Source organism: Methylococcus sp. EFPC2 (assembly GCF_016925495.1).
Lineage (GTDB): Bacteria > Pseudomonadota > Gammaproteobacteria > Methylococcales > Methylococcaceae > EFPC2.
In genome coordinates, this window is record NZ_CP070491.1 from 2,785,321 (window position 1) to 2,800,042 (window position 14,722).

Consider the following 14,722-nt stretch of genomic DNA (forward strand, 5'->3'; position numbering starts at 1 on the left):
CGTTTGTTCTCGATTGAATTGAATACGTACTCAAAAATTGCCCTGAAACCAACTCTTCATCTTCGCCCATACCCCCTTGAAGCCGCTCCCGATGAGGGCTCCCCGATCGACTACGGGGCCGTGCTGACGGCCGAACAGCAGCAAACCTATGCCGGTGGCGTAGACGGGGTTGCGCACCACATCGCTCATGCCGGACACATACTGCGGTATGCCCAGACGCACCGGCATGTGGAAAATTTCTTCGGCCAACTCGGTCAGGCCATCCACCCGCGCGCTTCCGCCGCTCAACACGATGCCGGCGGCGATCAAGTCTTCGAACCCGCTGCGGCGCAGCTCGGCCTGCACCAGCAGCAACAATTCCTCGTAGCGCGGCTCCACGATCTCGGCCAGATTCAGCTTGGAAATCTGCCGCGACGGCCGGTCGCCTATGCTGGGCACGTCGATGGTATCGTCCAGCTTGGCCAGCTGGGTCAGCGCGCAGGCATGTTTGATCTTGATCTCTTCGGCATGCTGAGTCGGGGTCCGCAAGGCCACCGCGATGTCGTTGGTAACCTGGTCGCCGGCGATGGGTATCACCGCCGTGTGGCGGATGGCACCGTCGGTGAAGACCGCGATATCGGTGGTGCCGCCACCGATGTCCACCAGGCAGACACCCAGATCCTTTTCATCCTCGGTCAGCACCGCCGCGCAGGAGGCCAGTTGTTCGAGGATGATGTCTTCCACTTCCAGGCCGCAGCGGCGTATGCACTTGATGATGTTCTGCGCCGCGCTGACCGCCCCGGTGACGATGTGGACCCGGGCCTCGAGCCGTATGCCCGACATGCCTATGGGCTCCTTGATGCCTTCCTGCCGGTCTATCACGAATTCCTGCGGCAGGATATGCAGGATCTTCTGATCCGCCGGTATCGCCACGGCGCGGGCGGAATCGATCACCCGGTCGACGTCGCTTTGCGAGACTTCCTTGTCCTTGATGGCCACGATGCCGTGGGAATTCATGCTGCTGATGTGGCTGCCGGCGATGCCCGCATACACCGAATGGATGCGGCAACCGGCCATCAACTCGGCTTCTTCGATGGCCCGCTGGATCGACTGAACCGTCGTTTCCAGGTTGACCACCACGCCTTTCTTCAGGCCGCGCGAGGGATGGGTGCCGATGCCGATGACTTCGATTTCGCCGTCCTCGGTCATTTCGCCGACGATAGCCGCTACTTTCGAGGTTCCGATGTCGAGTCCGACTATCAGGTTACGATCCGATTTTCTGGCCATGTTTTATAGGGTCTCTCGCGCCATAGGGCTGGCATTGCCATTGGGATGAAACTCCGCGCCAGCGGGCACGGGCGGGCGGTCTATCGCTTCCTGCGCGGGCTTCCACACCACGGCAAAACCGTTGGGATAGCGCAAATCCACGCGTTGCAACTGGGGCAGGCGGTTCTCGCCCAGGCGAGGCGCGAGGTCCAACAGGCGATCCAGTGCCGACGCCGGGTCCTGCCTGCCAAAAAGGATATCCAGTTCGTTGTTCAATTTGATGCTGTAAGCGCGACGCTTGCTGAGTTCCAGCATGGCGACGCTCAAGCCTTTATTTTCCAGTCTTTTGTTCAAGCTCTTCAATTCGTCCAGGAGAACGCGTTCCATGCCCTCGGGTCCGTAAATCGCGGGCAATGCGGCGAAGCCGCTCACGTCGGGCGGGTTGAAGCGCTCCCCGCGTTCGTTGAGCAAGGCCTTGTCGCCCCAACGCGCGACCGGTGTATGCTCGCTCACGGAAACCACCAGCGTGTCCGGCCAGACCCGGGCCACGCTCACCGTATCGACCCAGGCGAAAGCGCGCACCGCACCTTCCACCTCGGCCAGATCCAGCGAGAAATAGCCGCCCCGCGCGGCGCTAGCCAACGCCGCATGCAGCTTTTCCACGTCGAGATACTGCAGCCCCCCCTCCACCCGCACATAGCGCAGGGGAAACCATGGCGCCTCGGGACGCGGTCGCCATTGCCAGGCCGACCAGGACAGCAGCACCAGGGTCAGGACGGCACCCGCCCGAAACCACCACGGGCCACCCGCCGCTCGCGCCCCGGTCCGCCTACCGCCCCGCACGCCAATCACGCGCTTCATTGCGCTTCCAGACTGGTTTCCAGAATACGCCAGACCAGTTCCTCGAAATCGATCCCCACCGCCTTGGCCGCCATGGGCACCAGGCTGTGATCGGTCATGCCCGGCACGGTATTCACTTCGATCAACCAGGGACGCCCCTGGCCGTCGACCATCAGGTCCACGCGCCCCCAGCCGCTCACGCCGACGACCCGGCAGGCCTGCAGCGCGAGGGCTCGCAGCTCGGACTCCCGGGCCGCGTCCAGACCGCTGGGACAGTGATAGCGCGTGGTATCGGAACGGTATTTGGCGTCGAAATCGTAGAACACCCGGGGCGTCTCCAGGCGTATCAAAGGCAAGGCCTCTCCGCCCAGCATGCCGGCCGTATATTCGTGCCCGCTGATCCAAACCTCTGCGAAAACCGGGGAATTATAAAGGGAAGCGCGGCGCCATGCCTCCTCCAATTCCGCCCGGCTCTCGGCCCGGCTCATGCCTATGCTGGATCCCTCTTCGGCCGGCTTGACGATGACCGGGAAACCCAACTCGGCAGCACACCGATCCAGGTCCTCCTCCTTCTCGATCAACAGCCAGCGCGGCGTCGGCAGACCGGCGCCCAGCCAACAGAGCTTGGTGCGCAGCTTGTCCATAGCCAGCGCGGACGCCAGCACGCCGCTGCCGGTATAAGGGATACCCAAGGCGTCCAGCGCGCCCTGCAAGACGCCATCCTCACCGCCGCGTCCGTGTATGATGTTGAAGACCCGGTCGAACTTTGCCTGCAGCAGCGGCTCGATCGGGTTTGCGCCGACCTCCAGGCCCACGGCATCTACCCCACGCGCCACCAGGGCAGCCAGAACGGCGCTTCCGCTTTTCAGGGATACTTCTCGCTCCGCCGCGGCGCCGCCCATCAGCACCGCAACACGCCCGAACTCGGCCGGGTCTTGCACCTTTAGGCTCACTCGATTTCTCCCGCCGACTCCGGCGCTGGTTCTCCGACGATGCGGACTTCGGTTTCCAAGCGAATGCCGCGATGGCGCTCCACTTCGTTCCGGACATGCTCGATCAGACGTTCGATGTCGTCGGCACTGGCATAGCCCAGGTTGACGATGAAATTGGCATGTTTTTCCGACACGCAGGCCCCTCCGATATGGAATCCCTTGAGGCCGCAGGCTTCGATCAGACGCGCCGCGTGATCGCCCGGCGGATTGCGGAACACCGAACCGCAACTCGGCTGATGAGTGGGCTGGGTGGCCGAGCGCCTGGCCAGCAACTCGCGGATGCGCTCGCGGCTCTCCGCCGTATCGCCGGTCTGCAGTTTCAATTCGGCCGCCAGGAAATATTCGGGGGGCCCCACGACGTGGCGATAACCCACCTGGTATTCCTCCGGCCGGCGTTCATGGACCGTTCCGAACCGGTCGGTGGTATGCACCTTCTCGACCAGAGTCCAGGTTTCGCCTCCGAATGCACCCGCATTCATGACCAGCGCTCCGCCCAGGGTCCCGGGTATACCAGCCAGAAATTCCGCGCCGCCCAGGTTTTGCTCGGCGCAATAGCGGGCCACCTGCGCGCACGCCACACCGGCCTCCACGTAGATGTGACTCTCGTCCGCCCGGTACATGATGCGCAAACATCCGCGGGTGCAGATGACCGTACCGCGCAGGCCGCCGTCGCGCACCAGCAGGTTGCTGCCCAGACCCAGCCAGAAGAGCGGCTCGTCTACCGGCAAGGCCTGCAGATAATCCAGGAGATCCTGACGGTCGGCCGGCCAATACAAATGATCCGCGGGGCCGCCGACTCGCCACGAGGTGTGCTCGGACAAGGGCTCGTCATGGCGCAATTCGCCGCGCCACCGAGGGCCCGACGAGGGAACGCTGGAAACGGGAAGCTCTGCAACCATAGCGCTAAGCCTCGATCTTCTTGAGCAAGGCCGGCAAGCGCTGCGGCAGCTCCGCCGCCAGGGCGCCGATATTGCCGGCGCCCAGCGTCAGCAGGACGTCGCCGGGTTCGAGCAAGGACGGCAGGACCTCGAACAACTCTTCCGTCTTGGCGACGAAGATGGGATCCACCTGCCCGCGCAGACGTATCGCCCGCGAAAGGGAGCGTCCGTCGGCGCCCGCCAGCGGCGCCTCGCCGGCCGGATACACGTCCAACAACACCAGCACGTCGACCTTGGACAGAATCTGAACGAAATCTTCGAACAAATCGCGCGTGCGGGTGTAGCGATGGGGCTGGAACACCACCACCAGGCGCCGCTCCGGCCAAGCCTGACGAGCCGAGTCGAGCGTTGCGGCCACCTCGCGCGGATGATGGCCGTAATCGTCCACCAGGGTGAGGCTGCGCCCGCCCCAAGCCCATTCGCCGTTGATCTGGAAGCGCCGGCCTATGCCCTTGAATCCGGCGAGGGCGGTCTGGATGACGGCATCGGGCACGCCCAGCTCGGTGGCCACGGCGATCACCGCCAGGGCGTTGAGGATGTTATGGCGGCCGGGCAGGTTGAGGGTGATCGCCAAACCGGTCTCGCGGCCGTGGCGCAGCACGGTAAACCGCGTCTGCAAGCCCTGACGCTCGACCTCCACCGCACGGACGTCGGCGTCACGATCCAGGCCATAGGTGCGCACCGGTTTGTGTATGCGCGGCAACACGTCGCGCACGCCGGGATCGTCCAGGCACAGCACGGTCAAGCCGTAAAAAGGCACATGGTGCAGGAACTCGACGAAGGCGTCCTTGAGCCGGCGCAGATCGCCGCCGTAGGTATCCATGTGGTCGGCGTCGATATTCGTGACGATGGCGATCATGGGCTGCAGGTGCAGAAAGGAGGCATCGCTCTCGTCGGCTTCGGCCACCAGGTATTCGCCCTTGCCGAGCTGGGCATTGGCACCCACGCTGTTGAGCCGGCCGCCGATGACGAAGGTGGGATCCAACCCCGCCTCGGCCAGCACGCTGGCGGCCAGGCTGGTGGTGGTGGTCTTGCCATGCGTCCCGGCCACGGCGATGCCGTAGCGGAAACGCATCAGCTCGGACAGCATCTCCGCCCGCGAAATGACGGGGATCTTTCCTGCGCGCGCCGCACTAACCTCCGGATTGGAGGCATCGACCGCGCTGGATATCACCACGACCTCGGCCTGAGCGACATGTTCGGCATCGTGGCCGATCAGCACCCGCGCTCCCAGATCGGCCAAACGGCGGGCATTGGCGTTCAGGGCCAGATCGGACCCGGATACTTCGTAACCCAGGTTGAGCAGCACCTCGGCGATGCCGCTCATGCCGGCCCCGCCTATGCCGACGAAGTGCACGCGGCGTATGCGGTTCATGCCGGAAGCGGAAGGTGACGGGCTCATCGCGCGGCCTCCCGCAGACAGATGTCGGCCACGGTGCGCGTCGCATCGACCCGCGCCAGCGCGCGGGCCTTGCCGGACATCTCGGCCAGCCGGCCAGGGACGAGCAAGTCGCGCAGGACGGCCGTCAGAACGGTCGGATTCAATTCGGATTGCGGCAATAATACGGCGGCGCCGGCATCGGTCATCACGTGTGCGTTTTGTGTCTGGTGATCGTCTATGGCATAGGGATAAGGGACGAGGACGGCCGGCACGCCCATCGCGGTCAATTCACTGATGGTCATGGCCCCCGCCCGACATATCGCCAGATCGGCCCAGCGGTAGGCCTCGGCCATGTCTTCGATGAAAGCCTGAACCCGGACCTCCAGTCCCAGTTCCCGGTATCGAGCCTCGGTTTCGGTCTGCGTGGCCGCTCCAGTCTGGTGCAAAACCGCCAGTTTTTCCCCGACTTGGGCCAGGACCTCCGGCACCACGCCATTCAGGACCTGCGCCCCTTGGCTGCCGCCGACGATCAACAGGCGTACGGGCACCTCATGGGGCGGCCTGATCAAATCCACCGCGGCCACGATGTCGCGGCGCAAGGGATTGCCCACACCGACGGCCCCGACCCGCTCGGGGAAGCTCCCCGGGAAAGCTTCCAGCACTTTCCGCGCCCATTTTATCAAGATTCGATTGGTCGTACCCGGCACCCGGTTCTGCTCGTGCACCACCAGCGGCAGGCCCATCAGGCGGGCCATGATGCCGCCGGGCGCCGCCGCGAAGCCGCCCATCCCGAGCACCACGTCGGGCCGGAAACGCCGCAAGATGCGTCCGGCCTGTACGCAGGCCAGCATCAGGCGCACGGGCGCTGCGATCCGCCCCGCCCAACCCTTGCCGCGGAACCCCGAGACCGACAACCATTCGATAGCGATACCGGCCGCCGGCACGACACGGGCTTCCAGACCGCCGCGCGTGCCCATCCAGCTCACCTCGCATCCACGGGCGATCAGTTCCTGCGCGACCGCTAGGGCGGGATAAACATGGCCGCCGGTACCGCCGGCCAGGATCATAACGCGCGCTGCCACACCGCCCTCTCTCGCGGCGCGCCCACCGCATGGCCATCCACCACTTCGCTGCGCACTCTGAACAAAAGCGCCAGGGCCGAGCACATCACCATCATGCTGCCTCCGCCGTAGCTCATCAAGGGCAGCGTCAAGCCCTTGGTAGGCAACAGCCCCATGTTGACTCCCATGTTGATGAAGGCCTGCAGACCGAACCAGATGCCTAAGCCGTAAGCCAGGTAGGAGCCGAACCGGTGCCCGGCGCGCTCGGCCAACTGGCCGATGACGAAGGCACGCCAGACGATGACGGAAAAGAGGAAGATCACGGCGCAGGCCCCCATCAGCCCCAATTCCTCACCGACGACGGAAAACAGGAAGTCGGTGTGGGCCTCGGGCAGATAGAACAGCTTCTGCACGCTGGATCCGAGCCCCACGCCCACCCATTCGCCACGGCCGAACGCGATCAGGGCCTGGGTCAGCTGGAATCCGGTGTTCAGGGGATCGGCCCAGGGATCGATGAAACTGAGCACGCGCTTTAAGCGATAGGAGGATGAATAAATCAGCACCGCGCCGGCGGAACCGACCACCCCCAGCAGTATGCCGAACTGCCACAGGCGAGCGCCGGCAAGAAACAGCATCCCCAAGGCGGTGGCCATGATGACGGCGGTGGCGCCGAAATCCGGCTCCAGGAGCAGCAGAACCGCCGCCACGGAGAGCAATCCCAAGGGCAGCAACATGCCGAACACCGACCCGCGGACCAGATCCAGCCTGCGCGTGATGAAGCTGGCCATATAAATCGTGGCGATCAGCTTGAACACCTCGGAAACCTGGATGCGCACGCCCGCGATGCTCAGCCAGCGGGCGCTGCCGTTTACCGTCTTGCCCAGCCCCGGTATCAGCACCAGGACCAGCATGAACATACCGAACAACAGGAGGTGACGGGCGTTTTTCTCCCAAAACTCCAGGGGCCGGGAGGCGGCCAGCAAGGCCGTGAACAAGCCCATGCCGATATGCACCAGCTGGTGTTTAGGGAAATAAAAGCTGTCGTCCGCCAATTTCTCACCCAGATGCAGGGAGGCGGATGCTACCATGATGTAGCCGAAAAGCAGCAGCGCCATCGAGGCGCCCAGCAGAACGGTGTCGAGGTAAAAACGGCTGGGCCCCCATTGCAGGACCAAGCCCCGGCTTCTTCCGGCCACCCGCGCCTTCATGCAGTCAACTCCTTCACGGCATCGGCGAACACGCGCCCCCGCTCCTGGTAATCGGTGAACTGATCCAGGCTGGCGCAGGCCGGCGCCAGCAGCACGGTATCGCCGGTCCGGGCCTGGGAACGGGCGGCAGGGACCGCCTGTTTGAGCGTGTCGACGCGTACGGTAGGCACCACGTCCTTCAAGGCCTGCTCCAGCAGCGGCGCATCGCGCCCGATCAGTACGGCGGCCCGTACCTTGCGCGCCACCACCGGACGCAGCACCGAAAAATCGGCGCCCTTGCCGTCGCCTCCGGCGATCAGCACCGCTTGGCCGTCCAGGCCCTCGAGCGCCGCCATGCAGGCGCCGACATTGGTCGCCTTGGAATCGTTGATGTACGACACGCCGGCGATATCGGCCACCCACTGCATGCGGTGGTCGAGGCCGGGAAATGCTCGCAGGGCGTGCGCCATCGAAGCATGGGAGATGCCCACCGCGTCGGCGAGCGCCACCGCCGCCAGCGCGTTGGCAAGATTGTGCCGGCCCTTGATGCGCAACTCGCGGGTCCTGAGCACCGGCTCGCCGCGGTACATCAGCCATTCCTCGCCCGCCACGGTGAGCGGCGAGCAATCGTGTTGCTCGCCTTCCCCCAGGCCGAACCAAGCCTGCCGCCTTCCGTCTTCGGCCATGGCCGCGACCAACGGATCATCCGCGTTCAACACCATCACGCCCTGGCCGCGAAAAATGCGGCGCTTGGCTTCGGCATAGGCCTCGATGCTCGCGTAACGATCCATATGATCGGGGCTGATGTTAAGCACGGTGGCAGCCGCGGGCTCCAGCAATACCGAGCGTTCGAGCTGGAAGCTGGACAATTCGAGCACATAGAGATCGGCCTGCTCGTCCAGCAGATCGAGCATGGGCGTCCCCAGATTGCCGCCCACCCTGACCCGCCGACCATCCGCTTCGGCCATCAGGCCCGCCAGGGATGTGACCGTGCTCTTGCCGTTGGCGCCTGTGATGGCCACGACCGGCGCTTGCGCCATGCAGGCGAACAAATCCAGGTCCCCCAGCACGGGCACCCCGGCCTGCCGTGCCGCGGCGACGGCCGGATTGTCCAGGGCCACGCCCGGACTCACCACCAGATGGGTGGCGGCGGCGAAGGCCACGGCATCGAAGCCGCCCAGGAATATTGCGATGTCCGGCAGGCACTCGCGCAATTCGGCCAGGGCGGGCGGCCGCTCGCGGCTGTCCGCGACCGCCACCGCGATGCCCTGCCCCGCCAGGAACCGGGCGACCGACAGACCGGTTTTGCCCAGCCCCACGACCAATACGCGGGAATCCGGCCGAAAACCGAGTCGCGACAAGGGATGATTTGGATTTTTCATGCTCATCGTCAGCGCAGTTTCAAGGTCGCCAGGCCGCAGAGGACCAGGATGACGGTGATGATCCAGAACCGCACGATGACGCGGGGCTCGGGCCAACCTTTGAGTTCGAAATGATGATGTATGGGGGCCATGCGGAAGATGCGCTTGCCGGTCAGCTTGAACGACAGGACCTGCAGCATCACCGATACGGTTTCCATGACGAACACGCCGCCCATGATCATCAGCACGATTTCCTGACGCACGAGCACCGCGATCACCCCCAGCCCAGCCCCCAGCGCCAGGGCGCCGACGTCGCCCATGAAAACCTGCGCCGGATAGGCGTTGAACCACAGGAAACCCAGCCCCGCGCCCACCAAGGCACCGCAATAGACGATCAGCTCGCCCGCCAGAGGCAAGAACGGGATGCCCAAGTATTCGGCGAATTTAATGTTGCCCGATGCATAGGCGAAGATCCCCAGGGCGCCGCCCACCAGCACCGTCGGCATGATGGCCAGGCCGTCGAGGCCGTCCGTGAGGTTCACGGCATTGCTCGTACCCACGATGACGAAATAGGTCAGCAGCACATACACCCAGCCTATATTGAGCATGATCTGCTTAAAAAAGGGCACGATCAGGGTGGTCTCGGCGGGCAGCACGGCGGTTGAGTAGAGGAAAATCGCCGCGGCGAAGCCGAACACCGACTGCCAGAGATATTTATACCGGGCAGCCAATCCCTTGCTGTTGCGCAGCACCAGTTTCTTGTAATCGTCGACGAATCCGACGATGCCGAAACCCAGGGTCACCAGCAGAGTCACCCAGACATAGCGATTGCTCAAATCCGCCCACAGCAGCGTGGTGATGCCGATGGAAACCAGGATCAGCGCACCGCCCATCGTCGGCGTCCCGGCCTTGGAAAAATGCGACTGCGGCCCGTCGTCGCGCACGCTCTGGCCGATCTTGTAGCGGCTGAGCTGGCGTATCATGGCCGGACCGATGATGAAGGAGATGATGAGCGCGGTCAGCACGCCCAGGATCGCCCGGAAGGTCAAATAATGGAATACGCGGAAGACGTTGAAATAGCCTTCCAGCAATAGGGCAAGTTTCAGCAGCATGTCTTGGACTCTCGGCCCACGCTCAGGGCTTGTACGACGCGCTCCATGCGCTGGCTGCGCGATCCCTTGACCAGGACGACGACGCCCGGCCGCACGGCTTGTTCGAGATGGCCGATCAGATCATCCTGATCGGCGAAATATTCGGCTCCCTCGCCGAAGGTCTCCACCGCCTTTTCGGCGAGGGAGCCTGTGGCATACAGGCGCGCCACTCCGCGCCGCTTGGCCTCCCGCCCCAATTCGGCGTGTAATCCGGCGCTGTCTGCGCCCAACTCGCCGAACGCGCCCAGGGCGATCCAGGGCTCGCCGGGCAGATCCAGCAGCACGTCCAGGGCGGCCGCGAAGGAGGACGGATTGGCGTTGTAGGTATCGTTGACGATCGAGGCGCCATGGCCGGTGTGCAGGAGTTGCAGGCGGCCGGGCACCGGCTTCACGCGCGACAGGCCTTCGGCGATCTGCTCCGGGCCTATGCCCAGCGCGTCCGCGACTGCGATCGCAGCCAACGCGTTGGCGACGTTGTGCCGCCCCGCCAAGCCCAGCCGTATGCTCTGACACCGGCCGGCCTGCTCATATTCGAAGCGGGTCTCGAAACCGTCCTCGCCGCAGGCCTGACCGATCGTTTCGGCCAAGCCGCGCACATCGGCGCCGGCGCCGAATCCGAAACTCTGCACGCGGCGCCGACCGGCGATTTCCCGCCACAGGCTGAAGAACGGATCGTCGGCGTTCAGCACGGCGATGCCTTCTGTGCCCAGGGCGGCGACGATCTCGCCTTTGGCTCGGGCCACACCCTCGCGGCTGCCGAACCCTTCCAGATGGGCGGAACCGGCATTGGTGATCACGGCAATCTCGGGCTGGGCCAGGCCGGCGACATATGCGATTTCGCCTGGGTGATTGGCACCCATCTCGATAACCGCGTAACGGTGTTCGGGGCGCAGGCCGAGCAAGGTCAACGGTACCCCGAGATCGTTGTTGAGGTTACCGCGCGTGCTCAGCACGGACGCGCCTACCCCGAGAATGGCGGCAATCATTTCCTTGACCGTGGTCTTGCCGTTGCTGCCGGTCAGGCCGACCACCCGGGCCCGCCGGCTCAGCCGCCAGGACTTACCCAACTGCCCCAGGGCCAGCCGGGTATCGGCGACCCGAATCTGCGGCAAATCACCGTCGACCCAGCGTTCGACCACGGCCCCGCACGCGCCGCGATCGAACGCATCCGCGATGTAGGCATGGCCGTCGAAGCGCGGCCCGGTCAGTGCGAAAAACAAGTCTCTCGGCGCCAGGGTGCGGGAATCGATTCCGACCGTGGCGAATTCGCGGTCGGCGCCGCGCAGTTCGCCGCCGGTTAGGGCTGCCAGTTGGCTCAGGCGCATGAAGCCTCCCCCCGGGCCCGCAGCGATTCCTCCACAACCTCCCGGTCGCTGAACGGATATTTCACGCCCGCGATCTCCTGGTAGATTTCATGCCCCTTGCCGGCCACCAGCACGATGTCGCCCGCTTGGGCCTCCTCGATGGCCGCCTGGATGGCGAGGTGCCGGTCGCGCATGACCGCGACTTCGGTTTCCTCCCCTGCGGCGCCGGCCAAAATTTCGGCAACGATGGCATCGCCATCCTCGTAGCGCGGATTGTCGTCCGTCACGATGACCCGATCGGCCCCGCGTGCGGCGATATAACCCATTTGCGGCCGCTTGCCGCGGTCGCGATCGCCGCCGCAGCCGAACACCACCCACAAGCGTCCCGGGCTGTGGCGCCGCAGGCCGCTCAGGGTTTTTTCCAGCGCATCTGGCGTGTGCGCATAATCGACCACCACGGCGGGGCTGTTGCCTTGTTGAAAGCGCTCCATGCGCCCCGGAACCGGACGCACCCGCGCCAAGCGCAGAGCGGCCTCATCCAGGGTCAATCCACGCCCCAGCAGCACGGCCATCGCGCCGAGCAGATTTTGTACGTTGTAGTCACCGTATACCGGCGCCTGTACCTCCACACTGCGTCCAGCGAAACGGGCGCGAAAACTCAGCCCGATCGGTTCGTGGCTCACGTCCTCGGCCGAAAGCACTTCGTCGGCCGCGCGGTGCTCGACGGACAGGCCGAATCCTATCTTGCGCAGCGCATTCGGCGCACGCGCCAGGATCGAGCCCGCGCTGGCATCGTCCAGATTGAACGCGAGATACTCCAAGCCAGGCCACTCCACCAATTTCAGCTTGGCTTCCAGATAAGCTTCCATGTTGCCGTGGAAATCCAGATGATCGCGGCTGAGATTGGTGAATAGCGCGCCACGAAAGCGCACGCCGTTCAGACGTCCTTGCACCAAGCCGTGAGACGAGGCCTCCATGATCACACTGTCGACGCCTTCCGCATGCAAACGGGCGAGCAAGGCGTGGATTTCGATGGCATCGGGCGTGGTATGGCGGGTGGCGCGCAAGGCGCCCGGCCGGCCCCAGCCCAGGGTACCGATGACGGCGGACGTATGCTCCGCCGCCAGGGCATCGGCCAGGAAATGGCTGCACGAGGTTTTGCCGTTGGTGCCGGTGACGGCGATGGCTTCCAGCAGATGCGACGGTTCTCCGTAAAACCGGCCGGCCAAAAGTCCCAGGCGCTGATCGAGAAACTCGACCGGCACACAAGGTACCGCATCGATGCCCCAGGCCAGCCCGCGGCCGCCCTGGGCCGGGTCGTACAAGACGGCCGACGCACCCGCCGCCAAGGCCTGGGCGGCATGCGCCATGCCGTGGACGCGCGTGCCGGCCAGGGCGCAAAACACATCGCCCGCTTTCAGCGCCCGGCTGTCGTGGCACAGGCCACCCACCGGCAACGCCGGCGCAGCCTGGCCATCGGCTATACCGGCCAGCAGACGATCCAGGGTAATCACGGAGGCCTGATCCCGGCCGGGGCTCATAACTCTCCCGCTCCGCCGACGGCGGCGGTCTGGACGTTTTCGGCCTGATCCGGCGGGACGTTCAACTGGCGCAATGCGCCTTCCATCACACTGGAAAACACCGGCGCGGCCACCGCCCCGCCGTAGTATTCCCCCGCCGCCGGCTCATCGATCATCACCACCATGACCAGTTTGGGATCGCTGGCGGGTGCCATGCCCGCGAACAGGGACAAATGACTGGATTCCGTATAGCCGTGGCCGGAAGTCTTCTTGACCGTACCGGTTTTCCCGGCGACCCGATAACCGGGAATGCTGGCCTTGAGGGCCGTGCCTTCGCGCGTCACCACACGCTCCAGCATGCTCACCACGCTGCCTGCGGTTTGCGCCGACATGATGCGATGGGTTTCGACCTGTTTATCGCGTTTGAGCAAGCCAACCATGGGCATCACGCCCTCGTTGGCCAAGGCCAGGTAGGCGCGCCCCAGTTGCAACAGGGAAGTGGACAGGCCATAGCCGAACGACAGCGTCGCCTGCTCGAACTGGCGCCAACTCTGGTGTTCGCTCAAACGGCCGCTGGACTCGCCGGGGAAACCGGTATCCAGCGGCTGGCCGAATCCGAGGTTATTGTAAAAGGCCCAGAATTTGTTCGAAGGCAGGCCGAGCGCGATCTTGGTGACCCCGACGTTGCTGGATTTCTGCAGGACACCGGCGACGTCCAGCCTGCCGTAGTTGTGCACGTCCTTCACGATGTTGTGGCCGACGTGCATCTGTCCCGGCGCGGTGTCGATGGGAGTATCCGGCCTGACCTTGCCCAGTTCGAGAGCGCAAGCCACCAGGAAAGGCTTGATGGTGGATCCGGGCTCGAACACGTCGGTGATCGCGCGGTTGCGCGTGACGCTGCCACTCAGCTTGCCCCGGCTGTTCGGATTGAACGACGGCTGGTTGACCATGGCCAAGACTTCACCATTGGTCGCATCAAGCAACACCAGGGACCCCGATTTCGCCTTGTGCTGCAACACGGCCTTCTTCAACTCGCGGTAGGCGAGGTATTGAAGGCGTTGATCCACACTGACGGTCAAATCCTTACCGGGCGTGGGCTGCCTGACGGTTTCCAGATCCTCGATGATGCGGCGCTTGCCGTCGCGGATGATGCGATGAGCGCCGGGCACGCCTTTCAGCCAATCGTCGTACGCCAGTTCCAGGCCTTCCTGGCCATGGTCGTCGATATTGTTGAAACCCAGTAGATGCGAGGTGACTTCGCCGGCGGGGTAGTAGCGTCGAAACTCGCGCTCGGCGTATAAGCCGGGCAGGTCCAGCGCCATGGCCTGATCGGCCAACTCGGGGCTGATGCGTCGCTTCAAATAGACGAAACCCCGCTCCGTATCCGCTACCCGTTTACGCAGTTCCGCCACGGGCACACCAAGGGTATCGCCCAGGACCTTCAGGTTACGCGGACTGGCATCGAACTCCTTGGGATTGACCCACACGGACTTGACCGGCGTGCTGATCGCCAGCAGTTCTCCGTTGCGATCGATGATGCGACCGCGATGGGCAGGCACGGGCATGAGGCCGACATGACGCATATCGCCCTGGTGCTGAAGAAACTGGTGATCCAGTACCTGCAGATCGACCGCCCTCCCCACCAGCACGAGCATCCCCGTCAAAATGCCCAGCAAGAGGAAACGCCAGCGGCCGACATAGTCTGCCTCCTCCTTTGCTTTCGGTCGGTGTATCAGCATCAT

12 protein-coding genes are annotated in these 14,722 nt (G+C 64.4%); all 12 read right to left on the reverse strand.

The features are described from left to right. Positions 1-30: 30 nt before the first annotated feature. Genes ftsA through JWZ97_RS11850 form a run of 12 tightly spaced genes read right to left on the reverse strand, consistent with a single transcriptional unit; the run spans position 31 to position 14,722 of the window. On the reverse strand, positions 31-1,266 hold the full coding sequence (ftsA, locus tag JWZ97_RS11795; protein ID WP_205429340.1) for a cell division protein FtsA: 1,236 nt from the start codon (positions 1,264-1,266) through the stop codon (positions 31-33). Between the two features lie 3 nt (positions 1,267-1,269). Next, entirely contained in the window at positions 1,270-2,106 is an 837-nt protein-coding gene (locus JWZ97_RS11800; protein WP_205429341.1) for a cell division protein FtsQ/DivIB, read from the reverse strand. Continuing rightward, entirely contained in the window at positions 2,103-2,987 is an 885-nt protein-coding gene (locus JWZ97_RS11805) for a D-alanine--D-alanine ligase (RefSeq protein WP_371822625.1), read from the reverse strand. Before JWZ97_RS11805 ends, JWZ97_RS11800 begins: the two co-directional genes overlap by 4 nt. Before the next feature lie 47 nt (positions 2,988-3,034). After that, the gene (gene murB / locus JWZ97_RS11810) at positions 3,035-3,976 is read right to left on the reverse strand and encodes a UDP-N-acetylmuramate dehydrogenase (RefSeq protein WP_205429344.1); all 942 of its coding nucleotides are present in this window, start codon (positions 3,974-3,976) and stop codon (positions 3,035-3,037) included. A 4-nt stretch (positions 3,977-3,980) separates the two neighbouring features. After that, entirely contained in the window at positions 3,981-5,417 is a 1,437-nt protein-coding gene (murC, locus tag JWZ97_RS11815; RefSeq protein WP_205429346.1) for a UDP-N-acetylmuramate--L-alanine ligase, read from the reverse strand. Next, positions 5,414-6,478, reverse strand: coding sequence for an undecaprenyldiphospho-muramoylpentapeptide beta-N-acetylglucosaminyltransferase (gene murG, locus JWZ97_RS11820; protein WP_205429348.1), 1,065 nt, complete (start codon positions 6,476-6,478; stop codon positions 5,414-5,416). Before murG ends, murC begins: the two co-directional genes overlap by 4 nt. Further along, entirely contained in the window at positions 6,460-7,665 is a 1,206-nt protein-coding gene (gene ftsW, locus JWZ97_RS11825) for a putative lipid II flippase FtsW (protein WP_205429350.1), read from the reverse strand. Before ftsW ends, murG begins: the two co-directional genes overlap by 19 nt. Next, positions 7,662-9,026 carry a UDP-N-acetylmuramoyl-L-alanine--D-glutamate ligase gene (murD, locus tag JWZ97_RS11830; RefSeq protein WP_240342329.1) on the reverse strand — a complete coding sequence of 455 codons (1,365 nt, stop codon included), beginning with the start codon at positions 9,024-9,026 and terminating at the stop codon, positions 7,662-7,664. The genes ftsW and murD overlap by 4 nt, the downstream gene beginning before the upstream one ends. Before the next feature lie 8 nt (positions 9,027-9,034). After that, positions 9,035-10,117 carry a phospho-N-acetylmuramoyl-pentapeptide-transferase gene (gene mraY / locus JWZ97_RS11835; RefSeq protein ID WP_205429353.1) on the reverse strand — a complete coding sequence of 361 codons (1,083 nt, stop codon included), beginning with the start codon at positions 10,115-10,117 and terminating at the stop codon, positions 9,035-9,037. Next, positions 10,108-11,481, reverse strand: a complete 1,374-nt coding sequence (gene murF, locus JWZ97_RS11840) for a UDP-N-acetylmuramoyl-tripeptide--D-alanyl-D-alanine ligase (protein WP_205429355.1) — start codon at positions 11,479-11,481, stop codon at positions 10,108-10,110. The genes mraY and murF overlap by 10 nt, the downstream gene beginning before the upstream one ends. Further along, on the reverse strand, positions 11,472-13,001 hold the full coding sequence (locus tag JWZ97_RS11845; RefSeq protein ID WP_205429357.1) for a UDP-N-acetylmuramoyl-L-alanyl-D-glutamate--2,6-diaminopimelate ligase: 1,530 nt from the start codon (positions 12,999-13,001) through the stop codon (positions 11,472-11,474). The genes murF and JWZ97_RS11845 overlap by 10 nt, the downstream gene beginning before the upstream one ends. Continuing rightward, a complete protein-coding gene (locus JWZ97_RS11850) occupies positions 12,998-14,722 on the reverse strand; it encodes a penicillin-binding protein 2 (protein ID WP_205429359.1) in 1,725 nt (574 codons plus the stop codon). Before JWZ97_RS11850 ends, JWZ97_RS11845 begins: the two co-directional genes overlap by 4 nt.